The following is a 24,973-nucleotide window of genomic DNA, read 5'->3' on the forward strand; positions in this document are numbered from 1 at the left end:
GAATCTCCCGAACACGTGGTATCGAGAGGCGAGACAACCAGCTCCGTCACGCCAGACGCTTCTTGAGGAGGTGAATGCAGCACTGTATGCTGGTTTTACGTCTTAACCGAATACGAATGCATGTAGGACAGACGATGACGGCGCTGTATCCCCTCCCTACTCGATCCTTTCGGTCGTTCCTTGAGGAAGGGGCCTTAGCGCCTGCAATTCAGGTAATCTCCGAGACCGTGAGACCGGTGACCGCTCGCGCTCGACGAGTCGTAGCGTCTCGGGCGGTGGGATGGACGTACGCGCTTTCGGTGGCTCACCGGCACTTGCATTCACCGTCGTCCCCACTGTAAGCACCGCTCACGCGCGGAATCGGCTACTTCGAAATCCTTTTACACGCTACGGGGAGAAAAGGAGTATAACTGAGTGATACACATGGAAGTCGAAATCCTCTCACAGGAGCAAAATCCAATGCTCCACAGGACCGAAGTGCGGTTCCAGATAGTTCACGACGAGGCAACGCCCTCGCGCCTCTCGGTGCGGGACAGTCTCGCGGCGAAACTCGACAAGGACGCGGACGAAGTCGTCGTCCACGAGATGAGCACGAAGTTCGGGATGCGAAAGACCGTCGGCTACGCGAAAGTCTACGACAGCCCCGAACACGCCCGCGACGTCGAGCAAGATTACATGCTCGAACGCAACAAGATCACCGCCGACTCCGACGCCGAGGCCGACACGGAAGCTGAGGAGGCTGAATAATGCCGCGGCACGAACTGTACGGTGAGGACGGGACGACCGACCGCGAGCAGTGCCCGCGCTGTGGCGACTCGTTCCTCGCGGATCACGGCGACCGCCTCCACTGCGGCAAGTGTAGTTATACCGAGTGGAAGTGATGCGAATCCTCGGCGTCGAGGGTACCGCGTGGGCGGCCAGCGCGGCCGTCTACACGACCGAGTCGAACGGCGATACGTCGGAAGCGGGTTCCGACGCCATCTACGACACGAACACCGATTCCGTTTTTATCGAAACCGACGCCTACCAACCGGAGAGCGGCGGCATTCACCCGCGCGAGGCGGCAGAGCACATGAGCGATGCGATTCCGCGGGTCATCGAGACGGCGCTGGCGGAGGTAGACGGGGAGGTCGACGCCGACGAGCGAAGCTCGTCGAGCAAACGGGCGTCGCCCGTCGACGCGGTCGCGTTCTCGCGCGGGCCGGGTCTCGGCCCGTGTCTCCGAATCGTCGGGACGGCCGCGCGCGCGCTGGCACAGACGCTGGACGTGCCCCTGGTCGGTGTGAACCACATGGTCGCGCACCTCGAAATCGGTCGCCAGCAGTCGGGGTTCGACTCGCCGGTCTGTCTGAACGCAAGCGGTGCGAACGCCCACGTGCTGGGCTACCGAAACGGACGATACCGCGTGCTCGGCGAGACGATGGACACGGGCGTGGGCAACGCCATCGACAAGTTCACCCGCCACGTCGGCTGGTCGCACCCGGGCGGGCCGAAGGTAGAGGAGGCCGCGAAAGAGGGTGAGTACGTCGATTTACCGTACGTCGTGAAGGGAATGGATTTCTCCTTCTCGGGGCTGATGAGCGCGGCGAAGCAGGCGTACGACGAGGGCGAAGCCATCGAAGACGTCTGTTTTTCCTTACAGGAGAACATCTTTGCCATGCTCACCGAGGTCGCAGAGCGCGCCCTCTCGCTCACCGGTCGGGACGAACTCGTCCTCGGCGGCGGCGTGGGCCAGAACGCCCGCCTCCGCGAGATGTTGGCGGAGATGTGCGACCAGCGCGGTGCGGACTTTTTTGCGCCCGACCCGCGATTTTTGCGAGACAACGCCGGGATGATTGCCGTACTCGGTGCAGAGATGCTCGCTGCGGGCGAGACCATCTCCGTCGAAGAATCGGCGGTAGACCCGAACTTCCGTCCCGACCAGGTGGCGGTGAACTGGCGCGACGACCGGGACGCGGTGTTCCGCGACGTCGGCGAGCGCGAGATTCGCGGTGCCGAGGCGACCGTCACCATCGGCACGGAGCGCGTGACCAAACGTCGAGTGGCGAAATCGTACCGACATCCCGCGCTCGACGCCCGCCTCCGCAAAGAACGGACGACCCTGGAAGCGCGCTTGACGAGCGACGCCCGCCGCGTCGGCGTGCCCACGCCGGTCGTGTACGACGTCGACCCGGAGACGGGCGTCATCGAGTTCGAACGCGTCGGCGACGCCGACCTCCGGGACGAACTGACCACCGACCGGGTGCGCGACGTCGGTCGCCACCTCGGGACGATGCACCGTGCGGGAATCGTTCACGGCGACCCGACGACCCGGAACGTTCGGTGTTCTGCGGAACGAACCTACTTCATCGACTTCGGACTCGGCTACTACTCCGACGACGTCGAAGACTACGCGATGGACCTGCACGTCTTCTCACAGAGTCTCACCGGAACCGCCGACGAGGCGGCGAAACTCTGGCGGGCGTTCGAGTCGGTCTACGCGGAGACGGGCGACGAAGGCGTGATAGAGCAGTTGCGAGAAATCGAAGGCCGCGGACGATACCAGTGACCCGTCGGTTGGACGCCCGCGTCAGCAGGCCTTGCGCAGGTGTCGGCGTCCGGCGTCAGTAATCTCGTAACAACACCAGTTCGTGTTTCGGACGAGTCCGCGTTCCGTGAGGTGACGACACCGATTCGCGGTCACACACCCGGCGAGCGAAAGCCGTCGTTCGATGTCGAGTCGCACCTGCATCCCCTCGGTGTCGAGCAGTCGGAGGATTCGTTCGTCTATCGGCCGCAGTCGGTCGGGAATCCTACTGACCTGTGCCATACCCGTCTGTATTTTCACCGCCAACAAGTACCTCGCTAAGAGGGATACGTACCGTGGACACCCCGTCCGGAGAACTATCGAGCGCTACCTCTCCGTATCGATTATGTATGTAATATGTCAACTCCCCCCCGACGCACAATCACGCCGTTTAAACTCGTAAAGGACGAACCCACGACCATGTCAGAACCGCGCGTACCGGGGGACAGAGGTGTGGCGCTCGACCTTCCCTGTGGCGAGTCGGTGCGGACACACGACCTCGACATGGGGATGCGCGAGTACGACTGTGAGTGTGGCGATTCGCACGCAGTCGTGATGGACATCCACCCACCCTCCCGGTTCGTCCCGGAGTTTCTCGTCGACGTCCTCCGCGAAACCATCGAAACCTCGGACGACCACGGCGAGTTCGGGACGATGCACATCATGGGCGTCGTGTTGGAGGAGTTCCCCGAAGACGTGGTGAGCGAGGACGTCGCAGAAGACCCCGACGTCGGCTACGCGATGGTGTGGGTCACCGACTTCGACTCGCGGCGACTCCACGAAATCGTCGTGGAACTCGTCGTCGAGTTGATGGAACACGCCGTCAGCCACGCCGACGACGAGGAAGCAATGAGTCAGTTCGAAGCGGACATGCTCAACTTCGACGTGGCGACGTTCGTCGACCAGTACCGACGCGAACGCGATTTCACCGGGCCACACGACCGCCCGGCGTGAGGTTCCGAGCGCCTACTGCAGGTCTGCACGCCCTCCCTGCGTCTGACGCGCGTCTGACTGAATCTTAAGTGAGCAGACAACTATCGTATTTTATATGTACGCTCGGGGGAGAGAATTCGACTGCATCCGAAGCGTCGTGACGGAGACCGAACCCGACGAACCTCTCACGGCACGTGAGATTCTCGACCTGCTGGACGACCACGGCGAGGCGTTCGAGAGTGCACACGAAGTTGCGACGGTGCTCGGGCGACGGGCACGACACGGTGACGTGACCGTGATTCGCTCGTCACCCTACCGATACGCTATCGGCGACCCCGGCGAGAGCGTGTAACGTTCTCTATTTTCGAACACACCAACGTTCAATAGCCCTGAACACGCCCTTCGAGTCGATGCTGGACGAGTTGCTCGGGCGTGCGGAGTTGAAAGAGCGAATCGAGACGCTCGAAGAAGAGAAACACCATCTCGAACGACGGGTCGAAGCGGAAAAAGAGCGTCGAGCGGAGGCCGTCACCGGCCGCCAGGAGGCCGAAGAACGAGTCAACCGACTCGAAGACCGCATCGCGGAACTCGAAGACCGAGTCGACCGACTGCAGGGAGACGAGACGGACCTCGACTTCCGTGGCGTCGAAACGCTCCACGGGGAGCGACTGGACGAACTCCTTGACCGCGTTTCGAGTTTCGAGACCGGCCCCGAGGGCGCGCTGACCGCGATGGTCGACAGCGACCTCCCCGACGACGTGCGAGACGCGTTCGGTGACCACGCGTCGCTGGTCGCCCGCGTCGTGCCGTGTCTGGTCCTGGCCGACGACGCCGGTCTGGTCAGTGCCGCCCTCGTTCCGTCGAACCCGCCGGCGTCGTTCGTCGCGTGGGACGAGGGTTTCGAGGTCGCATCCGACTGGTTTCGCCCCGAGGGGCGATTCGCGCTGGCGCTCGTTCGCTCCGACCTGTTCGCCATCGGTGAGTACGATGGACGCGAACTGCAGTCGGTCTCGGGATTTGAGAGCGACGTGAAAGGCGACCACTCGAAAGGCGGGTTCTCACAGGCCCGCTTCGAGCGCAGGCGAGACGCCCAGATAGAAACGCATCTGGACCGCTGCCGGGACGAAATCGAAGGAAGAGACGCAGAGCGGTTGTACGTCGTCGGCCAGCGGACGCTCCTCTCGGAGTTTCGAAAACTGGCAGACCGGACGAAACCGGTTGATGCGACTGGCTCCCCCGAGGAGGCGTTGGCCGACGCGTTCTACGAGTTCTGGACGACGCGTCTATACCGGATTTGACATCTCGCTGCCTGCTCTGTCTTTTGACGGCCCGCTCGTCACTCTCCGTGCTCTACCGTCGCTCCGTCTCCAATCGCGGTCTGGTAGGCTCGTGCCTGGACGCCCGCGTCGAGAAACGCATCGAGCATCGCACTCGCAACCGCGCTTCGTGTCCCCTCGCGGCAGATGGCGAGGACGCTCGGCCCGGCCCCGCTCACGGCGACGCCGGTCGCTCCCGCTTCGAGGGCCGCCGTTCGAACCCCGCCGAACCCGTCGATGAGCGACGCTCGCGATTCGGTAACCGCGTTGTCCCGTAACCCTCGCCCCACAAGTTCGGGGTCGTCGCGGAACATTCCCGCCGTGAGCGTCGCGCCGTTTCCGACGGTTTCGACGAGTTCGTCGATGTCGACCGAGTGGGGGACGACCTGCCGTGCGTCACGGGTGGAGACGACGAGTTCCGGCAGGCAGGCGACGACCGGAATCGAGGCGTCGACCTGCGTGATGTCGTCCTCGGTGACGATGGTGAATCCGCCGAGGATGGCGGGCGCGACGTTGTCCGCGTGGGCTTCGCCGGAGACGGCCGCTTCCCCCTCTGCCGCGACCCGGACGAGTTCGCGGGGAGTCAGTCCACAGTCGTAGAGTTCGTTCAGTGCGACTGCGGCACCGGCGGCGCTCGCGGCGGACGACCCCAACCCGGAGGAGGGGCGAACGCCTTTGTCGATTCGAATATGTGCAGGTGCGCCGAGCGTCTCGGCGACGACGCCGGCGGTGTTTTTCGCCGGGGCTTCGGGAACGTACTGTTTTCCGACCCCCGTCACCTCGATGGTCGTCTCGGACGCTCGTTCGACCCGCACGACGTCGGCGGGCTGTGCCAGCGCCAGTCCAAACACGTCGAATCCACTCCCGAGGTTGGCGCTCGTCGCCGGTGCCCGCACTGTGACCATGGGGTAGGTCTCGAAAGCACGGCCAAAAACCTTCGCTTCGGCCAGAACCGTCTCCGTTCTGTGCTCCGTTTCGATCGACCGACGCGTTACCGCGAAGGACGGCTTTAAGCACCCGTGCAACCACCGCAAACGCATGCAGGTGGCCATACTCGCTCACGAGAAGTTTCCCGACCGCGCGAAGACGGCGGTCGGTATCCTGCGCTATGCCGACTACGACGTGGTCGCTATCCTCGACCGCGACCGGGCCGGTGAGCGCGTCAGTGACTCGCTACCGGATGTACAAGACGCACCCATCGTCGCCGGGATGGACGACGTGCCGGACGTCGACGCGCTCGTCGTCGGTATCGCCCCCATCGGCGGCGGCTTCGACGAATCGTGGCGCTCGGACGTTCGCACCGCGCTCGAACGCGGTCACGACGTAATCTCGGGTCTCCACTACTTCCTCGAAGACGACGAGGAGTTCGCCCGACTCGCCGAGGCAAACGACTGTGACATCTGGGACGTGCGCAAACCCCACGACGACCTCACCGTGAGTCAGGGCGTGGCGAAGGACGTCGACGCCGAGGTCGTGCTCACGGTCGGCACCGACTGCTCGGTCGGGAAGATGACCACGACGCTCGAACTGCTGGAGGCGGCCCGAGAGCGCGGTGTCGACGCCGGGTTCGTCCCCACCGGCCAGACGGGAATCATGATCGATGGGTGGGGTAACCCCATCGACCGCGTGGTGAGCGACTTCACCGCCGGGGCGGTAGAGGAGATGATTCTGGAGCGCGGCGACGACTACGACTACCTCTTCGTCGAGGGCCAGGGGAGCATCGTCCACCCCGCCTACTCCGCCGTGACCTGTGGCATCCTCCACGGGTCGATGGCCGACGAACTCGTTCTCTGTCACGAAGCGGGCAAAGAGGTCATCCACGGCTACGAGTCGTTCTCACTGCCGTCAATTCCGGAGTACGTCTCGCTCTACGAAGACCTCGCCGGACCGGTCTACGAGACCGAAGTCGTCGCCGGTGCCATGAACACCTCGGGAATCGAGGACGACGACGCGGCCCGCGATGCGGTGCAGTCGTACGAATCGTCGCTCGGTGCGCCCGCGACCGACCCGGTTCGCTTCGACGCCGACAACGTGCTGGAGGCGATACTGTGAGTCTCACGACCGAGTTCGAGCGACTCTCGCTTCCGCTCGAACACGCCTTCACTATCTCGCGAGGGACCCAGACCACCGCCGAGAACGTCGTCGTCAGGGTCAAAGACGACGCGGGGAACGTCGGCATCGGCGGGGCCGCGCCCTCCGAACACTACGGCGAGACGGCAGCGACGGTCGAAACGGTCCTGCCAGACCTCCTTGACGTGGTCGAATCGGTCGACGACCCGCACGCACTCGACCGAATCGAACGCGAGATGCGCGAGACGGTGAACCGAAATCCTGCGGCTCGGTGTGCCGTCAGTATCGCGCTCCACGACCTCGTGGCCAAACGCGCCGACCTCCCACTCTATCGCTACTGGGGACTCGACCCCGCAGACACCGTCGAGACCTCGTTCACCATCGGCATCGACACGACCGAGACGATGCGTGAGAAGACCGCCGAAGCAGTCAACGCCGGATACAGCACATTGAAGGTGAAAGTCGGCACCGATCGCGACGAGGAAATCGTCGGGATGATTCGGGACGCGGCCCCAGACGCGACGATTCGCGTGGACGCCAACGAGGCCTGGAGTCCCCGCGAGGCGGTTCGAAAGATAGACGCACTCGCCGAGTACGGGGTGGAGTTCGTCGAACAGCCAGTTCCCGCCGAAAACCCCGATGGGATGCGATTCGTCAGAGAGCGTGCCGCCCTGCCCATCGCGGCCGACGAATCCTGCATCACGCTCGAAGACGTGCCACGAATCGCCGGTCAGGCCGACATCGCCAATCTGAAACTGATGAAGTGTGGCGGTCTCCGCGAGGCGATGCGGATGATTCACACGGCGAACGCCCACGGGTTGGAGGTGATGCTCGGCTGTATGGTAGAGAGCAACGCCAGCATCGCCGCCGCTTGCCACCTCGCACCGCTGCTCGACTACGCCGACCTGGACGGGTCGCTCCTGCTCGCCGAAGACGAGTACGAGGGCGTTCCGATGCCGAACGGCGAAATCGACCTCGAAACCGGACGGGTCGGAACGGGCGTGCGAAAGGGTCAGTAATCGACCCTCAGAGTTTCCCGACGCGCTCGGCCCGGAACCCGACCAGGTCGTCGTAGCCGTCGGTGGACATCAACACCGGATAGAACGGACGGTCGGCACGTAACGTTTCGCCGTCTATCCGTGCGAACACTGCTCCGTTCTCGACGCGGACGAAGTTTTCGCCGACGAACTCGTAGTCCCGACCTGTCACCGCATCGAACACACGATACAGTTCGGGCGTCCCCGTCTCCGAGAGCGTATCGAGTGCACCCGTCGCCCCGAGGAAGTTACGCAGAACGTGCTCTGCGTTGGCCGCTGCTCGCTCGCTCCCGTGCAGGCCACACTCGACGGCGACGCCTTCGACGTGATCGACGAGACCGCCGGCGACGTAGCTGATGTCGACCACGCGTTCGACGCCGGTCGCCCGGACGAGTCGTTTCGTCCGCTCGTTCAGTCGCGAGACGAGTGCGAACGGTGCGGGGTGTGAGTGGGTCGAGTGGATGTCGAGAACTCCACAGTCGCGTAGTTTCGGGAGGAGTCTCGCCGCGAGTCTGGATTCGTGTGTCGGCCCGTCGGCGTCGCCCGGAAACGCGCGATTCAGGTCCTCGTCGACGAATCGGACGTTCTTCTCCATCGCTTGCTCGTTGGCGAGGACGAATCGAACCGGTCGGTGGAACGCGCCGTTCTCGGCCAGCACGCGCTCGATGGCCGCTCTCCCGCACGACTCGTCACCGTGAATGCACGCAACGATTGCGAGTTCGGGCGTCCCATCGCCGACGGTTTCGATGCGCATCGATGGTCAGAGAAGACGCAGGCCCACGACTTGATTCTGTGGTTCCCGAACACTCGGTCGCGACGTTGCCCGAACGATGGCATCGAACTATTTATTTTCGAACACTATCGTCGAATACGGCTCGAGACCGCGAAATCCCCGAAAAACCGTCACCAGCAGCCGACCAATCGTCGACTCCGCACCCTCCGCGACCCAAAGGCACTTTAAATGTGGGGACATACACATGAACAAGAAATGTCGCGCAGTCCATCTGTCCCAGATCGACCAACGCTCGAACTCGACCCGGATATGTCCGATGCGGAGCGTTTGAGCGCGCTTCAGGAGCACTTTACGGACATCAAGAAGGTCAACGAAAAGCTAAACGAGCGCGTCGAGGCTGCTGCCGAACGTCGAGAGGATCTCGCGGGGGAAGTCGACCGTCTCCAGCGCGAGAACGAGACGCTGAAAACGACCTCGCTGTACGTCGCCACGGTCGAGGACGTGACCGACGACGGCGTCATCATCAAACAACACGGCAACAATCAGGAAGTGCTGACCGAAGTCGCGGTGCAGCTTCGAAACGACATCGAAGCAGGTGACCGAGTCGCGGTCAACGACTCGTTCACCATCGAGACATTGCTCGACTCGGAGACGGACGCGCGTGCACAGGCGATGGAAGTCGACGCCTCGCCCGAGGTGGCCTACGAGGATATCGGTGGCATCGAAGAGCAGATTCGTGAGGTCAGGGAAGCGGTCGAAGAGCCACTCGTCAACCCCGAGCAGTTCGAAGCCGCCGGTATCGAACCGCCGAGCGGCGTTCTCTTGCACGGCCCGCCCGGAACCGGGAAGACGATGCTGGCGAAAGCCGTCGCCAACGAGACCGACGCCACGTTCATCAAGATGGCCGGGTCGGAACTCGTCCAGAAGTTCATCGGCGAGGGTGCCCGCCTCGTCCGCGACCTGTTCCAACTCGCCTCGGAACGCGAACCAGCCGTCATCTTCATCGACGAAATCGACGCCGTCGCTTCCCGCCGCACCGACTCGAAGACGTCGGGTGACGCCGAGGTCCAGCGGACAATGATGCAACTGCTCTCCGAGATGGACGGCTTCGAGGACCGGGGTGACATCCGCATCATCGCGGCGACGAACCGCTTCGACATGCTCGACAAAGCCATCCTGCGTCCCGGTCGGTTCGACCGCCTCATCGAGGTGCCGAACCCGGACGTCGAGGGTCGCCACCGCATCCTCGAAATCCACACCAGCGACATGAATCTCGCAGACGACGTGGACTTCGACCGCCTCGCCGACGAGACGAATGGCTTCAGCGGTGCCGAAATCGCCAGCCTGACCACCGAATCCGGCATGTTCGCCATCCGCGACGGACGTACCGAGGTGACGATGCAGGACTTCGAGGACGCGCTGGACAAGATAGAAGACGGCGATACGGCGGTCCCGAACCTGCGGTACGCGTACTAACCACGACCTTTTACGACGGTCGAGAGGCAAGACCTGCGCGATTCGTGCAGGTCTCGCCCGTCTCCCTGTAAAAGCTCGACCAAAAGCACTCCTCCTTCGCTTCGCGCTGCTCCGCTCAGTCGTCGGCCCGCTCGCTCAGTCGCGTTGCTCCTTCGCTCGCGGAGAGTGTGCTGGTCGCTGGCGGTTGTGAAGATTCTGTTTTTCGGCAGTCGTGTCACCCGCCGACTTTCCGCAGTGAGACGAGTTCAACCAATGATGTCGGCATCAGGGGTGCGGTATTTAAACCAGCGAGTCGTCGCCAGTGTCGAACGCACGTTGTAGAAAAATCCCGAAATTTCCGAACCCTTCGAATGGAGAACTATCACCAGTAGCAACTCGTCTCCGACGCGGCGAAGAGGGTGGCTTTTTCACCTCCGACGATGCCGACTCTCCTATGCGAGTAGACCTCGGCAACGCCCTCGACACCGTTGCTTCACCCGGCGTCTCGCGCGACGCGCTCGACCGACTGGACGAGCGCGTGGCCGACGCCCACGAGCGAATCGAAGCCGGACGCGCGAACCACGAACACGGCTACGAAGCCCTGAACCTCCCGCAGACGACCGACACCGACGAGATACGGTCGGCGGTCGAACCCTTCGCGGACGCCGAGACGGTGCTTACGGTGGGCATCGGCGGCAGCGCGCTCGGTGCGGCGACGCTGGCCGACGGTCTCGACTCCGACGTGGACGCTTACTTCCTCGACAACGTCGACCCGGAACACGTCTCCGGCTTGCTCGATAGCATCTCACTCGCCGACACCGCGGTCAACGTCGTCTCTCGCTCCGGCACGACGGCGGAGACGCTGGCGAACTTCCTCGTCGTCCGCGACGCGATGGAATCGGCAGACGTGGACTGGACGGACCGAACCTTCGTCACGACCGGCGAGGAAGGCAATCTCCGCAGTCTCGCAGACCGTCACGACCTGCCCGCGCTCGACGTTCCCGATGGCGTTCCGGGTCGATTTTCCGTCTTCTCGACGGTCGGTCTCGCCTGTGCCGTGATTCAGGGCCACGACATCGACGCGGTACTCGCTGGCGCACAGGCGGAAGCAGACCGCCTCGCGGGATCGCTACTCGAGTCGCCGGCCTACGCGTACGGCGCGGCCTGCTACGCGCTGGACGAACGCGGCGCGGGCGTCAACGCGATGATGCCCTACGCCGAATCGCTGGAGACGTTCGCCGAGTGGTTCGCGCAGTTGTGGGCCGAGAGCCTCGGAAAAGACGGTCTCGGTCAGACGCCGGTGCGGGCGCTCGGCGCGACCGACCAGCACTCCCAACTCCAGTTGTATCGCGCTGGCCCACGCGACAAGATGGTCACCTTCGTCCGTCCGACGGAACGAGACGACCGTCCGATTCCCGAAACCGACCTGTCGGGGCTGGCGTACCTCGGTGGACAGCACCTCGGGACGCTCCTGGACGCCGAGTTCGAGGCGACCGAAGCCAGCCTCGCAGAATCGGGGCAACCGAACGTCCGAGTCGAAATCGACCGCGTCGACGAGCATGGACTCGGCGCACTCTGTTACGGGATGGAGGCGGCCTGTGTCCTCGTCGGAGAACTCTCCGGCGTCGAGACGTTCGTCCAGCCCGCCGTCGAGTGGGGCAAGCGCGCGGCCCGTGGGTTGCTCGGTGGTGGCGACTTCGAAGAAACCGACGCTGTTTCTGATAAAACGACGTTAAAAATCCGATAACCGCGTTCACAAAGCATTTACCGGACGGGGCAGTGTAATTGACTGTCTATTGCGTCGAACACCGGCGGACAGGCGCAACCCAGTATAATGAGGCTCAAGTACATTTCGATGCTGCTCGCAGTGCTCGTCGTAGCTTCGTTCTCTGCGGGGGGGACCGCTGCACTGGCAAGCCACTCGGTCGAATCAGTCGACGGTGCAACCTTCGACCACGATACGAGCGACGCGAACAACAGTTCGGTTTCGCTCGACTACGAGGGGGAGAAGGTGGTTCTCGACAACGCGCCCAATCAAACGATTTCTGGCACCTCGACGCTCGATTCCGGCACGAACCTCAGCGTCCAGGTACACGCCACGGGGACGTTTTTCAAATCGACGGTGGTCTCGGTCCAACCGAACGGGACGTTCAACGCGACGTTCGACTTCGAAGAGTACGAACACGGAACCGAGTTCGGTGTGATAGTCGCGCTCGCTGGTAACAACTCGACCGGTTCGAAACCCCTCCTCGTCGTCGAAGGCGTCCTCCGAAATGCGTCGGCACCGACGACGACGACGACGCTCGCTACGACGACAGACAAGCAGACGAAAACGACCGCGACCGCCGTCAGCGACGGCGAAGCCACCACCGAAATGAAAGCCATCGCAGAGACGACTACGACGACTACCCACGCGAGCGAAAGCGGCGGACAACCCGGCTTCGGTCTCGTGGTCGCGCTGGCCGCCCTCGCCGGTAGTGCCTTCCTCTTTCGCCGCCGCTATCGGTCGTAGCACATTTACTACCGTAGCCCCTTTCCACTCGTATGGCAGATGGTACAGCGGGCGTCGGTGGCGAGTCTCCGACCGGGGGTTCGCTCGGACAGATGGTGTTCGCCGTTTTCCGGAGCGGAGTTCTCGGATTCTCGGGGCTGTTCGCCATCTCTCTCTGGGCGAGCGCCATCCTCCTCGTTTTCGGCCCCGATAGCCTCGGGCCGATGCAGAAACTCGCTCTCTCCGCGCTCGCACTCGGCCTCGGAACCGGAACGGTCGCCCTCATCTTCATGGTTGGCCGAGGACACGGCCTCTCGTTCCTCGATTTCAAACTCCCGGACAGACGTGATTTCGGTTACATCGCCTTCGGCGTCGTCGCACTGTTCGTGTTGCAGATCGCTATCGCGGTCGCGCTCACACAACTCGGCGTCGGCACTGCAGACCACAACATTGAGCAGACGGCAAGTCGTGGCAACCCCGAGATTCTCCTCGTGCTCATTCCCGCTGCGTGGCTCATCATCGGCCCCGGCGAGGAGCTACTGTATCGGAACATCATCCAGAAATCGCTCTACGGAACCTTCTCGGAGTATAGTGCAGTCGTCGTCGCGAGTATCGTCTTTGCGCTGGCACACATCCCCGCGTACGCGACGGGGTCGACGCTGACGGCAACCGCCGGGACGCTCGTCGTCATCTTCTTCCTCTCGCTCGTGCTCGGGTTCGTCTATCTGAAAACGGACAATCTCACCGTCTCGGCCCTCGTTCACGGTACGTTCGACGCGATTCTCTTCGGTCTCATGTACCTCCAGTTCGCCGGCTAAGCGTTCGAGGGGTTTTTTCGTGAGAGCGGACTGCCACAGATCGGACAGCGGTCTTTGTTCTCGTCGAACTCCCGCCCACAGCCAGCGCACTGGAACGTCCAGTTTCGCTGTTCTTCGATGCCGTCCTGTGCGATGACGTCGACGGAGACGCCCATCCTGTCGGCGACGTTCTGCATCGCGTAGTCGTCGGTGACGAGCGTTCCGTCGAGTTCGAACGCCGCCGCAACGAGTCGAATGTCGGTGTCAGAGAGCACGTCTCGGTCTCCCGTCTCGCCGGCGGCCCGGCGTACCTTCTCGACCGTATCGTCGCGCGGGAGATGGATGTGCATCCCGGAACCTTCCATCGCGTCGAACCGGTAGGCGTGTTCGCCCTCCAGTTCCTCGTGAACCATCGGAATCGACGCTGTTCGTTCGGTCGTGTGATACTCGTTGATAAAAGCTGAGGCGTCTAGGACGTACATTACCGCTGAACGACGATGTAATCTTTGACCGCTTGTACCCGGTTGACCGGCAGTTCGAAGTGACCGTCATCGTCCATTTCGAGGTCGATAGTGGCGGTGTCGATCTGTTCGTCTGGTTCGATGACGAGACTCGATAGTTCCCCCGTCTTTAGGTTCATGGTGATGTTGTAGAGCATCCCCAGTTCCGTGCCGTCAGACCCCATGACGGCCTTCCCCGAGAGATTCTCCGCGAGTATGTCGGACATACGTGGGGGTTACCGACCGCTGGTATATAAACTCCACGGGGCTCGTGCTAGAACGACCTCTCCCACTCTACACCTCGGAAGACGGTCGGATGGCGAAGTGTCATTTCACTCTATCGACCTTGCGGTCGGCGACTCCGTCATCGCCCGTCTGACCGACGTGGCGATGGAGTTAAATGTCGTGCCGGGTTGTTCTGTGATAAGGACTTCTCCCGGGTGGTAGGTATGTCGGACACAGATTCACACGAGACGGAAACTCTCAGAACTCCCATCGTCGCCGTTCTCGGCCACGTCGACCACGGGAAGACCAGTCTACTCGATAAGATTCGCGGGTCGACGGTCATCGAGGGTGAAGCGGGCGCGATTACACAACACATCGGCGCGACGGCGGTGCCACTCGACGTGGTGTCGAAAGTCGCCGGACGGTTGGTCGACCCGGACGACTTCGACCTCCCCGGATTGCTATTCATCGACACGCCGGGCCACCACTCGTTCACGACCCTTCGGTCGCGCGGCGGTGCCCTCGCGGACATCGCCATCCTCGTCGTGGACGTCAACGACGGCTTCCAACCGCAGACCGAGGAAGCCATCAACATCCTCACGCAGTCACAGACCCCGTTCGTCGTTGCGGCGAACAAGATAGACACGACTCCGGGATGGAACCCCCAGCAGGACACGCCGATTCAACAGACCTACGAGGCCCAGAGCGACCGGGCGCGTTCGACGCTCGACCAGCGTCTCTACGAACTCATCGGCGAACTCAGCGACGCTGGCTTCTCCGCCGACCTCTACTGGCGGGTTCAGAACTTCCAAAACAACGTCGGCGTCGTCCCCGTGAGCGCCGAGACGGGCGAAGGCGTCCCGGACCTGCTGACGGTGTTGATGGGACTCGCCCAACGGTACATGCGCGACGACATGGAAATCGACGTGGCCGGACCGGGTGCGGGGACGGTGCTCGAAGTCAAAGAGGAGAAAGGCTTCGGAACGACCCTCGACGTCGTCCTGTACGACGGCACCGTCAGCGAAGACGACACCATCGTCGTCGGCGGGACGAACAAACCCATCGTGACGGACGTCCGCGCCCTGTTGAAACCGCGACCACTCGCCGAGATTCGAACCGAAGACCGATTCGAGAAAGTCGATTCGATCGGGGCGGCGGCAGGAGTGAAAATCGCCGCGCCCGACCTGGACGATGCAATGGCGGGAGCGCCGGTCCGCGTCGTCCGCGACCGGGAGATAGAAGACGTCATCTCGGACGTCGAGGCCGAACTCGCGGAAGTCGAGGTGAGCACGCAAGAGGAAGGTATCGTCGTCAAGGCCGACACGCTCGGAAGTCTGGAAGCGATAGTGAGCACGCTCGAAGAGGCAGAGATACCGGTCATGCGTGCCGAAGTCGGCGACGTCGCACCGCGTGACGTGCGCTTTGCGACGACCGCAGACGAACCCAAACACGAGACGATTCTGGCGTTCAACGTAGATACGCTCGCCGACGCCGCGGACGAAGCCGAGCAACGAGACGTGCGAATCTTCGACAGCGACGTCATCTACCAGCTCATCGAGGAGTACGAAGAGTACGTCGAGGAGATGGAGCGTGCCCAACAGGAGACCGTCCTCGATAACATCACGCGACCCGCCAGATTCCGAATCCTGGAAGACCACGTCTTCCGGCAGAACAATCCCGCAGTCGTCGGTATCGAAGTGCTCTCGGGTACGGTGAAGAACAACTCCTTCGTCGCCAAGTTCGACGGAAACGAACCGACGCGGGTCGGGACCATCAAAGGAGTGAAAGACCAGGGCGAAGACGTGAGCGAAGCCCGAAGCGGAAACCGGGTCAGCGTGGCCATAGACGGGCCGACGGTCGGTCGGCAGATCGACGAGGGCGACGAACTCTGGATCGAACTGCCCGAAAAACACGCCAAAATTTTGGAACAGGAACTCTCGGACGACATCCCGACCGACGAACTCGAAGCCCTCCAGATGTACCTTGACAAACAGCGAAAACGCGATCCGTTCTGGGGCAAGTAGCGTTATATTTTAGTTTTCGAACTCGATAGTACCGAGTGGTGACGGAGTATGAGTGTGAAAAACGAACTCTCGAGTCGCATCGGTCGATGGACTCGGCTCTTCTGCTCGCTTCGTCGTTCCCGCTGGTCGCTCTCCTACTACGACCTCGTGTTGTTCACCCTGCCGACCGTGCTACTCGCTGGCCTGGTAGTGAGCGAAACGCTGGCGATTTCGCGTCACGTCGGCGTACTGACGGCAGGAATCGTCTCGGCGTTCGTTCTCGCCGACGCGATTTTCAACCGACCGCCTAGCGGGCGGTCGGCGTAATCTGGTCTTCGACGGCTTGTTTCACCTGCAAGACGGCGCTCGCTGCGAGTCCACGGGCGACCTCGTCGCGGTCGTCGGCGTCGATGAGTTCGTCGGCGTCGAGGTCCTCGTTCTCCGGTTCGAACCCCGCGCTGACGACGTGACCGACCGGTGGTTGCACCGAGACGGTCGCCTGCGGCCCAGTAGCGCCGTTCGTGACCTGCGACCCGATGACGTACTCGTCCGGAAGGAACTTGCGGGTCAGCGTGGCGATGTCGGAGACGCTGTCCCGAAGTGCACGCTTCTGGTCGGGAGAGAGTTCTTCGACGTCGATAGACGCGCGCTGTCCGGCCTGCGTCACGTCGGGAATACCAGCGTAAGGAGTATTTCCATTCATGCGGTCTGCTACCCTTCGTTAAGTTCGAACGAGGTATAAACCCGTCGCCCACGGAACCTAACAGATTGGTTCACTCTCGCCGTACACCGCGAGCACGACTGCCGTGACGTACGTGCCCGGTTCGGCGTCCGCGCTCACCGTCTCGGTCTGTTCGCCCGCGAACTCCCAGTCGCGGAGCGCCCGACCCGCTTCGAGGCCGGCTCTGACGCGGTCTTCGATTTCTACGGCGTCGGTCTCTCCTGCCGCCTCGTAGAACAGTCCCGGTCCGTCGCCCTCCGTCCACCCCAGTCCGGCGGAGACGTGGCCCGGTCCGGCGCGCGTGGCCCGCGCTTCGACCACGGTCAGCCGTTCTCCGGCGGGGCCGAGGTCGGGGGCGGTGCCGACGGGGTCGACCGTTGCGTCGGCGGGGATGACCGACGAGACGGCGACGAGGTTGTAGTTGTGGACGTTCGCCCTCGCGAGCGCGGCGTCGTAGGACGACATCTTCGTCGGCCCACTCGCGGTTCCCCAGACGACCCGAATCGTACTCATGTACTGGGGTCGGATTTTCGCGGGAAAGGGTCTGTCGATTCTTCGGACGCGTGGAAAATCGCCTTCAGTCGCAGGATGGATGCCGTTTCGGTGATGGGAACGAAGCGACCTGTCGAACTGAAACTCTCAGGAGAACGCCCACTCAGTGCTCTACTTCGACCGAACTGCCGAGGTACTTCGAAATCACCTCGGAGACGGAGTCGGCCTTGAAGTCCTCTAGGTCCTCGTGAATCCGGTCTTGCAGCGTCTCGTAGTACTCTTCGTCCGTCTCCAGCGCCCGGTACTCCACGCTCGTCACCTGGACACCCAGCGCCTCGCTCGTCAGTTTTCGAAAGTAGCGGTCGTCACCGATGTTCCCGCGCCAGAGGTTGTCGCGGAAGAACAGCCAACCGTCCTCGCCCGGCGGGTCGGCCCGTCGCGAGAGACGCGTCTCGAACTCCTGGGGTTCGAGCGTGAGACCCGAGGCGGCCGGTTCGACGCGGAAGCGGACCGCGAAGACGTAGCGGGCGTCCATCAGCGCACGTCGTCGAACCGTTCTGCCATCTCCACGTCCTTGTCGGTGATTCCTCCCTCTTCGTGGCTCGTCAGGCGCACCTCGACCTCCTCGTATCGGACGACGATTTCGGGGTGGTGGAACTCCTCTTCCGCGACTTCACCGACTTCGGACGCGAACGCGACGCCTTTCAGGTAGTCGTCGAACTCGTACACGCGGACGATTTCGTCGCCGTCTCGCTCCCAACCGCTCGGGATGCGAGTCTGAATCTCGTCGTCGGAAAGCAGGTCTGCCATACGCGGGGGGACGTGTGGAAATCAAATAAAAGCTCTCGCCCAACCTTTTGCTGTCGTACGAAAGAGCGAAGCCCTTTCGTGATGACGAAAATCTCCGATTTTCGGACCACGGTCGAGTGCCAGCGGGTGCGCGCGACGGCACGCACCCGCTGGCCTGCCTCCGGCAAACGGTTGATCAAAAGCGCGACGGCCTCCCTGTGGTCGGCCTTGCGCCCGCTCGCTCAGTCGCGCTGCTCCTTCGCTCGCGGTGAGTGAGCTGGCCTTTGCCGGTCGTGTCACCGGGGTTTTATCGGCGGTTGTGTCGATTGCCGATTTCTAGGCTCTGTTGAAACCCTCAACCAGTGATAATTTGACGAGGTCGTGCCGAATAGAGGGCGCGTATCGGTCACACGGTTTTCTCGGATATCGGTGACATACAGAGGTGTCTGTCTCAGTTCAAGGGATGCTCAACTAACGAGACGGGGGTGTTGGATCGTATTTATTAGCGATGTATTAGTCCCAGTATCCGCCTTCGAACGTCATCGGCAGAGTCGTACGTTTGGTTATCGGTTGCGGCAAGCACGTCCTCAAGGGATTTCTCCCCGCGCTGAGTTTGGATCACATAGTCGCCATAGGCTTCGACCAGTTCATCCGTCGCGGTTGGATAGTTCTGGGTTTCGAGTGCTTTATCTAGATCACCAAGCTGATTACTCTGGTTGCCCTGCTTCGGCTCGTCTTCCTTGGCACGGTTACGTACCTCCTCTCGCTCCCGCTCTGGCTGGCGTCGCTCTTCGTCATCCGCTTTTTCGTCTCGGCTCTGTTTGTCGTCTATCATGCCTTCTATTAGGAGACTGATTCGGATAAGGGTGTGGTCGCTCATCGGTGTGCCATCCTGAGCACATCGCGTAATCGCCTCACTGAACCTATCCTGCGACCGATACATACGCACACCAACCTAACGGCTGTTTCGTCTCTAATAAAACGAACGATGACCGTCTACTGCACATACTCTGTATGCAGCACGCGATTCCATCAGCTGCTGAGAGTTTCAACAGAGCCGACTTCTAGTAGTTGTGTCACCGGCCGACCCCCGGCGGTCGTCTCACCGGCAGCTATCGGGCTGTCGTGAATTCGCGTCGAAAATCCCAGTCAGTCGTCGGCCGCCGATTCGAGTTGCTCCGCGACGAAGGCCGGCGGTTCGTCGTCGACCTCGGGATCGAACAGTTGCAGTGCGGTGTTGATGGTGGTCCAGTCGTCCTCGGCGGCGGCGTCTCGCAGACTCTTCGTTGGCGGTGCGAGCAGTTGTGAGACCAGCGAATCGGCCATCGCCTCGACGATTGCCTGCTGGTCGTCGTCCAGGCCACGGGCCTCGAGTCGGGAGAGTGCGGTCTGCAGTTCGCGCTCTTTGACTCGCTCTGCACCCTCGTACATCGCGGCGATGACCTCGTCCGCACGCTTTCGCTTGTACTGTTCGAGCAGGTTCTCGAACTCGCGGTCGACCATCGCCTCGACCGACTCGGCAGCGACCCGTCTCCGTGCCCGCGTTTCGTTCGTCACCGACTCCAGTTCCGCCATGTCGTGGACGACCACGCCGTCGAGTGCCCCGACTGCGGGCGAGACGTCTCTCGGTTGGGCGATGTCCACGACCAGCGTCTCGCCGCAGTCCGAGAGAACGTCGGCATCAAGAACGTGCCCGTCGCTACCCGTCGCGGTGACGACGACGTCTGCACGCGGGACGTAGGTCGGCAGTGCGTCTAACCCGACTGACCGTACGTCGGCGATTTCGACCGACTCCGCGACCGTGGCCGCGCGTTCGACCGACCGATTCGCGACGACGAGCGTTTCGACGCCCGCGTCGGCGAAGGCGTGGGCCGCGATGGTTCCCATCTCGCCTGCGCCGACGACGAGCGCTGTCGCCCCGTCCAACTCGTACCTGTCGTCGGCGAGCGTCACGGCGGCGCTCCCGATGGAGACGACGCCCTCGTTGATGGCCGTCTCGGTGCGAGCGCGCTCGCCGACGTGCAGTGCCTTCGTCAGTGCGGCATCGAGCATCGGCCCGATGGCGTCGACCGCCCGTGCGGATTTGTACGCATCGCGCACCTGCCCGATTATCTGGTCTTCGCCGAGGACGATGGATTCCAGTCCTGCGGCGACGCGAAGGAGGTGACGAAGGCTCTCTTCGTGACTCATCTCGACGACCGAGTGTGAACCGACGTCGGGTGCGAAGTCGGCGAGGACTGCCCGTCCCGTCGCAGGGGTGTCGGTGACGACGTAGGCCTCGAAGCGGTTGCACGTCTGGAGTGCGTACGCCTCTGAGACGCCCGATTCGTCGATGAGACGCCCCACGACGCTGTCCTCGTCCGTGTGGCAGGCCGTCGCTACGTCGTCGAGACTCGCCCGGTCGTGAGAGACGCGCACGCCGGAGATGACGCCGGTGCTCGGCGTCACGGGTTCCGCCCCCGGGGAAGATAGAACATACGATTCATATGATACCGACCGTTTCTATCAGGGGGTTAGAATGGCCTGCATGTAAAGCCTTCTAACTTACCCTTCGACGCCCGTAACGTCGAACCCGAGGTCGCGGACGTCCTCTTCGATTGCCTGCTGGTCGGCACTCGCCTCGTAGTAGAACACGACGTCGAACGTCCCGTCACGGAGCAACTGCTGGCACTCCCAGATAAACGATTCGTCGTCGAGCGTGAGTCCCTGATGCTGGTTGGACGCGAACTCCGGGTCGTCGGTCCCGGAGTAGACGTAGGTGTCGCGCGGGTCGTGGCCCGCGTGTTCCGCGATGGTGTCACCGATATCGACCGAGGCCTGATGCATCTCGATGTCCTCGTCGCTCCCGAGGTCGGTGTGTACGATGACGCCGTTGAGCTCGATTTCACCGGGTTCGAGGAGTCGCTTCGTCCGCTGATAGAGGTCGTCGTCGATGACGCTGTCCATAGTCGAGGATACGCACCAGTCGTTATACGACCTACGGTTGTAGCCGGCACTCAAAAATATCAGTTTTCACGCGGCAGCGTGAACTCCCGCGAGGATTAGTCGCAACCGATTCCGTTTACAGGCGCTGGACGTTAGTCGCTCGGGGACCTTTGTCTGCCTGCTCGATGTCGAATTCGACTTCTTGGCCCTCTTCTAGGTCTGGGCCACCGACGTCTTCCATGTGGAAGAAAACGTCTTCGTCAGCATCTTCGGTGTCGATAAATCCGTAACCGCCAGTCTCGTTGAAGAAGTCAACCGTACCTTTCGCCATTGCGTTCTACCAAAGTAATCGCATAGTTAAAAAGGTATGCAACTGTCCTCGCTGAAGCAACAGATTCGTGAACACGTGGCACGGACGCGGAGGATAAGGCTGATACCGGTTGGATGAGTGAGGTCGAACAAGACGATGTTGACGCGGGTTCGGCGACAGCTGGAGACGGCCTACCAACGACAACTGCGACGGAGTATCTCGGGAGCCCCGGCCCACGTCGCGGTCATCCAGGACGGAAACCGGCGATACGCCGACAAGCAAGGTGAGGACGCCCCGGACGGTCATCGTGCAGGTGCGAAGACGACCGAGCGCGTGCTCGACTGGTGTGAAGACCTCGGCGTCGAGGAACTGACGCTGTACGCCTTCTCCACCGAGAACTTCGAGCGCCCTCCCGACGAGCGAGAGGCGCTCTTCGACCTCCTGGAGACGAAACTGTACGAGTTCGCGGACGCCGACCGCGTCCACGAGAGCGGCGTCTGCATCCGCGTCATCGGCGACGTACCACAACTCCCCGGGCGCGTGCGCGAGGCGATCGAGTACGCCGAGCGCCGGACCCGCGATTACGACAACTTCGTCCTCAACATCGCGCTGGCCTACGGCGGGCGAAACGAACTGCTCGGTGCGGCCCGCGACGTCGCCCGCGAGGTCGAATCGGGCGAGTTGCGTCCCGACGATATCTCCGTGCAAACCATCGAATCACAGCTCTACGACCGCCCGCTTCGCGACGTCGACCTCATCATCCGCACGGGCGGCGACGAGCGCACCAGCAACTTCCTTCCGTGGCACGCCAACGGGAACGAAGCGGCGGTGTTCTTCTGTACCCCCTACTGGCCCGAGTTCTCGAAAATCGACTTCCTCCGCGCGGTGCGAACCTACGAGTCCCGCGAACAGTCGTTCCGGCAGGCGAAAGTCCAGCGCGCGCTGGCACTCGTTCGGGCAGTGGGTGGCGTGGAGTTAGACGAAGCGCGCTCTATCATCCAGAAGTTCCGAGAGTATGTGCCCGATGGAGCGGCCGTAGAGGAGTTGGAAGCCGAGAGCGAGACGGTAGACTGAACTCTGAGCTCACCGAGAGCAGTCCCCGACGGGTGACTATCGGCCGTCTTACCGCCCGAATCGTCGCTGTCGATTCTTGTAATCCAGGATGGCTCGCAGGTAGTCCCGTCGCCGGAAATCCCGCCAGTTCACGTCGGTGAAGTACAGTTCTGAATAGACCGATTGCCATATCATGAAATCCGACAGGCGCTCCGCGCCGGTCTTGATGACCAGGTCAGGGTCGGTCGGGAACACCAGCCTCGACTCTATCTCCGACTCGTCTACGTCGTCCGCCGAGACGGTGCCCGACTCCACGTCCTCCGCGACCGCCCGCACCGCCTCGGCGAACTCGTGTTTCCCGCCGAGACCGATGCTCACCTGGACCGGGGCGTCGGCGGGCGTGAGGTCGTCGGGGCCACGGACGGCGACGGTCCTGGGTGCGCGCACGTTCTCCAGTTCGCGCTGAAGGGTCGGCACCGCCCCGGAGTCGAGCACGCTGACGTAGACGGTGATGCGCGCTGCGCCGTAGTCGAACGCCCACTCGAAGAAGTCCTCGAGCGTCTGATACGCGCCCTGTTCGAGCAGGTCGCGTTCCGTGATGACGACGGCGATGTGACTGGGTGGGTCGGCCTCGTGTCTGCGGACGCGAGCGGAGAGGTAGCGGTCGTAAAGTCCCACTGACCCGGAATTGCCACCATCGAATAATAAACGTCACGCACCGCCATCGAACGGCGACCGACGCATCATCTGCGAATCACGACCGTCGCGCCCTGCGCGTTCGGGAAGATTAAGTGTTCGTCCCCGAAAATCCTCACCGTGACAATGAGCATTCGACGGGCAGCAGCGTTCGCAGGGGTGGGGACGCTCGCACTCGCCGCGTCGGTGCTGGTGGCAGGTGTGGCCGCGCTGTTCGCGGCAGTCGGTGCGCTGGCGCTCGTCGTGGACGGCGGGCCGGTGTTCGACCTCTTCGCACGTCCCAGCGACCGCCGTGAAGGACGGCTCCGCGGTCTTGCCGCGTTCGCGTTCGCCACCGCCGGTCTCGCCATGCTCGTCATGCTCGTCGGTCTTCCGACGCAGGTGCTGGTCGCCGCCGTCTGTCTGCTCGCCTACGGAAACCTCGTCGAGCAGGTGGCCCGGACCCGAAGCGATGCGGCCATCACCGCGACGGCGGGGTTCACGGTCGGCGGGTTTCTCGCCGCCGTCGCCGCCCAGGCCGTCGTGCTCGGCGTTTCGGGCGAGCCCATCGAACCGGTCGTGCCCGAACTCGTCTTCCTCTCAGCGAGCGGTGCGCTCTTGGCCGGTCTGCTCCGCTCGGTGCTGTTCGAGCGCGACGACCCCCTCGTGATGTTCTCGGTGGCGTTCCTCCTCTGGCTCTTCGCCGACCTGACGGTGACGGTGACGCCGACGGAAGTCGCGCTGGCTATCGCCATCACCGCCGGGTTCGGCTACCTCTCGTGGGCACTCGACACCGCGTCGGTCACCGGGATGCTCACGGGCGTACTCCTCGCGTTGCTCACCATCGTCCTCGGCGGCTACCCGTGGTTCGCCGTCCTCATATCGTTTTTCGCCCTCGGTGGGCTCTCGACGAAATTCCGCTACGAACAGAAACGGAAGAACGGCGTCGCGGAGGCCAACGAGGGTGCGCGCGGTGGCGGCAACGTCCTCGGCAACGCCGCAGTCGCACTGGTCGCGGTGCTGGCGTTCGCCGCCCGAACGCGCCTTCCCGTCGCTGGCGACGTGTTCCTGTTCGCGTTCGCCGGCAGCATCGCGACTGCTATGAGCGACACGCTCTCCAGCGAAATCGGCGGCGTCTTCGACCAACCACGACTCATCACGACGCTCGAACGCGTCGAACCCGGCACGGATGGGGGCGTCACATGGCAGGGCGAGGTGGCCGGAATCCTGGGTGCGAGCGTCGTCGCGCTCATCGCCGTGCTGTTGTTTGGGTCGGTCGGCCCGCTCGGTGGGGCCGTCATCGCGCTGGCGGGCGTCGGCGGCATGACGGTCGATAGCCTCCTCGGTGCGACCGTCGAGGGCGAACAACTCGGCAACCAGAGCGTGAACTTCCTCGCTACCTTCTCCGGGGCGCTCCTGGGTGCCGGTCTGGCACTGCTCGCCGGGATTCCGACGTGATTCGGCCAGCCACGGCCGACGACCTCTCACAGCTTCGCCACGTTCGGACGTGGCTCTCCGAACCGACACACGGCCTGCTCGAAGCCACCCTCTCAGGTTCCGGTTCCGGATTCGTCCTCGTCTCGACCGCCGACGGGCGGCCGGTCGGGTACGTGCTCACGACGCTCGGAGCGGATGCGTACGTCGCCGAACTCGTCGTCGAGCCGGCCTACCGCCGTGAGGGACGCGCGACTGGATTGTTACGGACTGCCCTCGCGGCGGCGTGCGAGCAGGGATGCGGGCGCGTGCGACTCACGATCCACGAGCAAAACGAGTCGGCGCGAGCGCTGTACGAATCGCTCGGTTTCGAGGTGTGGAAAACGGAACCGGATTACTACGCCGATGGCGGGACTGCGCTCGTGCTCGGACGAGAGTGTTAGCGAGT

General features: G+C 62.9%; 31 protein-coding genes. 17 read left to right on the forward strand and 14 right to left on the reverse strand.

All coding sequences use genetic code 11. From position 1 onward, the window contains the following. The first annotated feature begins 423 nt into the window (after positions 1-423). The 3 genes from ACR3FF_RS02150 to ACR3FF_RS02160 are packed head-to-tail and all read left to right on the forward strand — an operon-like array spanning position 424 to position 2,548. A complete protein-coding gene (locus ACR3FF_RS02150; RefSeq protein WP_458185636.1) occupies positions 424-747 on the forward strand; it encodes a 30S ribosomal protein S24e in 324 nt (107 codons plus the stop codon). Next, on the forward strand, positions 747-881 hold the full coding sequence (locus ACR3FF_RS02155; protein ID WP_458185638.1) for a 30S ribosomal protein S27ae: 135 nt from the start codon (positions 747-749) through the stop codon (positions 879-881). The genes ACR3FF_RS02150 and ACR3FF_RS02155 overlap by 1 nt, the downstream gene beginning before the upstream one ends. Continuing rightward, on the forward strand, positions 881-2,548 hold the full coding sequence (locus ACR3FF_RS02160; protein ID WP_458185639.1) for a bifunctional N(6)-L-threonylcarbamoyladenine synthase/serine/threonine protein kinase: 1,668 nt from the start codon (positions 881-883) through the stop codon (positions 2,546-2,548). Before ACR3FF_RS02155 ends, ACR3FF_RS02160 begins: the two co-directional genes overlap by 1 nt. Positions 2,549-2,569: 21 nt before the next feature. Here the strand turns inward: ACR3FF_RS02160 and ACR3FF_RS02165 are convergent, their stop codons facing one another. Further along, positions 2,570-2,809, reverse strand: coding sequence for a hypothetical protein (locus tag ACR3FF_RS02165; protein WP_458185641.1), 240 nt, complete (start codon positions 2,807-2,809; stop codon positions 2,570-2,572). Positions 2,810-2,986: 177 nt separating this feature from the next. Between ACR3FF_RS02165 and ACR3FF_RS02170 the strand changes: the two genes are divergently transcribed. From ACR3FF_RS02170 to ACR3FF_RS02180, 3 genes are all read left to right on the forward strand, one after another. Next, a complete protein-coding gene (locus ACR3FF_RS02170; protein ID WP_458185642.1) occupies positions 2,987-3,520 on the forward strand; it encodes a DUF5815 family protein in 534 nt (177 codons plus the stop codon). A 94-nt stretch (positions 3,521-3,614) separates the two neighbouring features. Next, positions 3,615-3,851 carry a hypothetical protein gene (locus tag ACR3FF_RS02175; RefSeq protein ID WP_458185644.1) on the forward strand — a complete coding sequence of 79 codons (237 nt, stop codon included), beginning with the start codon at positions 3,615-3,617 and terminating at the stop codon, positions 3,849-3,851. Positions 3,852-3,909: 58 nt separating this feature from the next. Beyond that, a complete protein-coding gene (locus tag ACR3FF_RS02180) occupies positions 3,910-4,797 on the forward strand; it encodes a Vms1/Ankzf1 family peptidyl-tRNA hydrolase (RefSeq protein ID WP_458185646.1) in 888 nt (295 codons plus the stop codon). 38 nt (positions 4,798-4,835) lie between these two features. Here ACR3FF_RS02180 and ACR3FF_RS02185 read toward each other — a convergent pair whose 3' ends face one another. Then, positions 4,836-5,720, reverse strand: a complete 885-nt coding sequence (locus ACR3FF_RS02185) for a homoserine kinase (protein ID WP_458185647.1) — start codon at positions 5,718-5,720, stop codon at positions 4,836-4,838. A gap of 133 nt (positions 5,721-5,853) precedes the next feature. Here ACR3FF_RS02185 and ACR3FF_RS02190 point away from each other — a divergent pair, with 133 nt between their 5' ends. Further along, positions 5,854-6,867 carry an N-acetyltransferase DgcN family protein gene (locus ACR3FF_RS02190; protein ID WP_458185648.1) on the forward strand — a complete coding sequence of 338 codons (1,014 nt, stop codon included), beginning with the start codon at positions 5,854-5,856 and terminating at the stop codon, positions 6,865-6,867. Further along, positions 6,864-7,904, forward strand: a complete 1,041-nt coding sequence (locus ACR3FF_RS02195) for a dipeptide epimerase (protein WP_458185649.1) — start codon at positions 6,864-6,866, stop codon at positions 7,902-7,904. Before ACR3FF_RS02190 ends, ACR3FF_RS02195 begins: the two co-directional genes overlap by 4 nt. A gap of 7 nt (positions 7,905-7,911) precedes the next feature. Here ACR3FF_RS02195 and ACR3FF_RS02200 read toward each other — a convergent pair whose 3' ends face one another. Further along, positions 7,912-8,676 carry a M14 family metallopeptidase gene (locus ACR3FF_RS02200; protein WP_458185651.1) on the reverse strand — a complete coding sequence of 255 codons (765 nt, stop codon included), beginning with the start codon at positions 8,674-8,676 and terminating at the stop codon, positions 7,912-7,914. Between the two features lie 234 nt (positions 8,677-8,910). Here ACR3FF_RS02200 and pan2 point away from each other — a divergent pair, with 234 nt between their 5' ends. From pan2 to ACR3FF_RS02220, 4 genes are all read left to right on the forward strand, one after another. Next, entirely contained in the window at positions 8,911-10,131 is a 1,221-nt protein-coding gene (pan2, locus tag ACR3FF_RS02205) for a proteasome-activating nucleotidase Pan2 (RefSeq protein WP_458185653.1), read from the forward strand. 433 nt (positions 10,132-10,564) lie between these two features. Then, positions 10,565-11,857 (forward strand): glucose-6-phosphate isomerase, encoded by a 1,293-nt coding sequence (locus tag ACR3FF_RS02210; protein WP_458185655.1) that lies wholly within the window; start codon positions 10,565-10,567, stop codon positions 11,855-11,857. A gap of 87 nt (positions 11,858-11,944) precedes the next feature. After that, positions 11,945-12,622: a BGTF surface domain-containing protein gene (locus tag ACR3FF_RS02215; protein WP_458185656.1), complete on the forward strand. Its 678-nt coding sequence runs from the start codon at positions 11,945-11,947 to the stop codon at positions 12,620-12,622. A 32-nt stretch (positions 12,623-12,654) separates the two neighbouring features. Further along, on the forward strand, positions 12,655-13,419 hold the full coding sequence (locus ACR3FF_RS02220) for a CPBP family intramembrane glutamic endopeptidase (RefSeq protein WP_458185658.1): 765 nt from the start codon (positions 12,655-12,657) through the stop codon (positions 13,417-13,419). On the opposite strand, the gene ACR3FF_RS02225 is transcribed toward ACR3FF_RS02220, so the two are convergent. Beyond that, positions 13,416-13,880, reverse strand: a complete 465-nt coding sequence (locus ACR3FF_RS02225; protein ID WP_458185659.1) for an NOB1 family endonuclease — start codon at positions 13,878-13,880, stop codon at positions 13,416-13,418. The two genes, ACR3FF_RS02220 and ACR3FF_RS02225, sit on opposite strands and share 4 nt — an antisense overlap. Next, entirely contained in the window at positions 13,880-14,125 is a 246-nt protein-coding gene (locus tag ACR3FF_RS02230) for a PRC-barrel domain-containing protein (RefSeq protein WP_458185660.1), read from the reverse strand. The genes ACR3FF_RS02225 and ACR3FF_RS02230 overlap by 1 nt, the downstream gene beginning before the upstream one ends. Positions 14,126-14,347: 222 nt before the next feature. On the opposite strand from ACR3FF_RS02230, the gene infB reads away from it, so the two are divergent. Beyond that, on the forward strand, positions 14,348-16,147 hold the full coding sequence (gene infB, locus ACR3FF_RS02235; RefSeq protein ID WP_458185662.1) for a translation initiation factor IF-2: 1,800 nt from the start codon (positions 14,348-14,350) through the stop codon (positions 16,145-16,147). Between the two features lie 54 nt (positions 16,148-16,201). Beyond that, the gene (locus ACR3FF_RS02240; RefSeq protein ID WP_458185663.1) at positions 16,202-16,453 is read left to right on the forward strand and encodes a DUF8015 family protein; all 252 of its coding nucleotides are present in this window, start codon (positions 16,202-16,204) and stop codon (positions 16,451-16,453) included. On the opposite strand, the gene ACR3FF_RS02245 is transcribed toward ACR3FF_RS02240, so the two are convergent. The 8 genes from ACR3FF_RS02245 to ACR3FF_RS02280 form a co-directional block, all read right to left on the reverse strand. Continuing rightward, positions 16,434-16,829, reverse strand: a complete 396-nt coding sequence (locus ACR3FF_RS02245) for a DUF5811 family protein (protein ID WP_458185664.1) — start codon at positions 16,827-16,829, stop codon at positions 16,434-16,436. The two genes, ACR3FF_RS02240 and ACR3FF_RS02245, sit on opposite strands and share 20 nt — an antisense overlap. Positions 16,830-16,886: 57 nt before the next feature. After that, the gene (locus ACR3FF_RS02250) at positions 16,887-17,360 is read right to left on the reverse strand and encodes a pyruvoyl-dependent arginine decarboxylase (RefSeq protein WP_458185666.1); all 474 of its coding nucleotides are present in this window, start codon (positions 17,358-17,360) and stop codon (positions 16,887-16,889) included. A 142-nt stretch (positions 17,361-17,502) separates the two neighbouring features. Next, on the reverse strand, positions 17,503-17,874 hold the full coding sequence (gene lwrS / locus ACR3FF_RS02255) for an LWR-salt protein (RefSeq protein WP_458185667.1): 372 nt from the start codon (positions 17,872-17,874) through the stop codon (positions 17,503-17,505). After that, positions 17,874-18,149 (reverse strand): 4a-hydroxytetrahydrobiopterin dehydratase, encoded by a 276-nt coding sequence (locus ACR3FF_RS02260; RefSeq protein ID WP_458185669.1) that lies wholly within the window; start codon positions 18,147-18,149, stop codon positions 17,874-17,876. The genes lwrS and ACR3FF_RS02260 overlap by 1 nt, the downstream gene beginning before the upstream one ends. A 481-nt stretch (positions 18,150-18,630) precedes the next feature. Next, a complete protein-coding gene (locus ACR3FF_RS02265) occupies positions 18,631-18,963 on the reverse strand; it encodes a DUF5789 family protein (RefSeq protein WP_458185670.1) in 333 nt (110 codons plus the stop codon). A 314-nt stretch (positions 18,964-19,277) separates the two neighbouring features. Continuing rightward, complete coding sequence (gene hemA / locus ACR3FF_RS02270) at positions 19,278-20,576, reverse strand: glutamyl-tRNA reductase (protein ID WP_458185671.1); 1,299 nt, start codon at positions 20,574-20,576, stop codon at positions 19,278-19,280. 96 nt (positions 20,577-20,672) lie between these two features. Further along, positions 20,673-21,074, reverse strand: coding sequence for a DUF5778 family protein (locus tag ACR3FF_RS02275; protein WP_458185673.1), 402 nt, complete (start codon positions 21,072-21,074; stop codon positions 20,673-20,675). Positions 21,075-21,189: 115 nt separating this feature from the next. Beyond that, entirely contained in the window at positions 21,190-21,384 is a 195-nt protein-coding gene (locus ACR3FF_RS02280; RefSeq protein WP_458185675.1) for a cold-shock protein, read from the reverse strand. A gap of 135 nt (positions 21,385-21,519) precedes the next feature. Here ACR3FF_RS02280 and uppS point away from each other — a divergent pair, with 135 nt between their 5' ends. Next, positions 21,520-22,437 carry a polyprenyl diphosphate synthase gene (gene uppS / locus ACR3FF_RS02285; protein WP_458185677.1) on the forward strand — a complete coding sequence of 306 codons (918 nt, stop codon included), beginning with the start codon at positions 21,520-21,522 and terminating at the stop codon, positions 22,435-22,437. 48 nt (positions 22,438-22,485) lie between these two features. Here the strand turns inward: uppS and ACR3FF_RS02290 are convergent, their stop codons facing one another. After that, positions 22,486-23,094 carry an undecaprenyl diphosphate synthase family protein gene (locus ACR3FF_RS02290; protein ID WP_458185679.1) on the reverse strand — a complete coding sequence of 203 codons (609 nt, stop codon included), beginning with the start codon at positions 23,092-23,094 and terminating at the stop codon, positions 22,486-22,488. A 138-nt stretch (positions 23,095-23,232) separates the two neighbouring features. On the opposite strand from ACR3FF_RS02290, the gene ACR3FF_RS02295 reads away from it, so the two are divergent. Next, complete coding sequence (locus tag ACR3FF_RS02295) at positions 23,233-24,549, forward strand: DUF92 domain-containing protein (protein ID WP_458185681.1); 1,317 nt, start codon at positions 23,233-23,235, stop codon at positions 24,547-24,549. Then, the gene (locus ACR3FF_RS02300) at positions 24,546-24,968 is read left to right on the forward strand and encodes a GNAT family N-acetyltransferase (protein ID WP_458185682.1); all 423 of its coding nucleotides are present in this window, start codon (positions 24,546-24,548) and stop codon (positions 24,966-24,968) included. The genes ACR3FF_RS02295 and ACR3FF_RS02300 overlap by 4 nt, the downstream gene beginning before the upstream one ends. Positions 24,969-24,973: the final 5 nt, after the last annotated feature.

It is taken from the genome of Haladaptatus ordinarius (assembly GCF_054177595.1).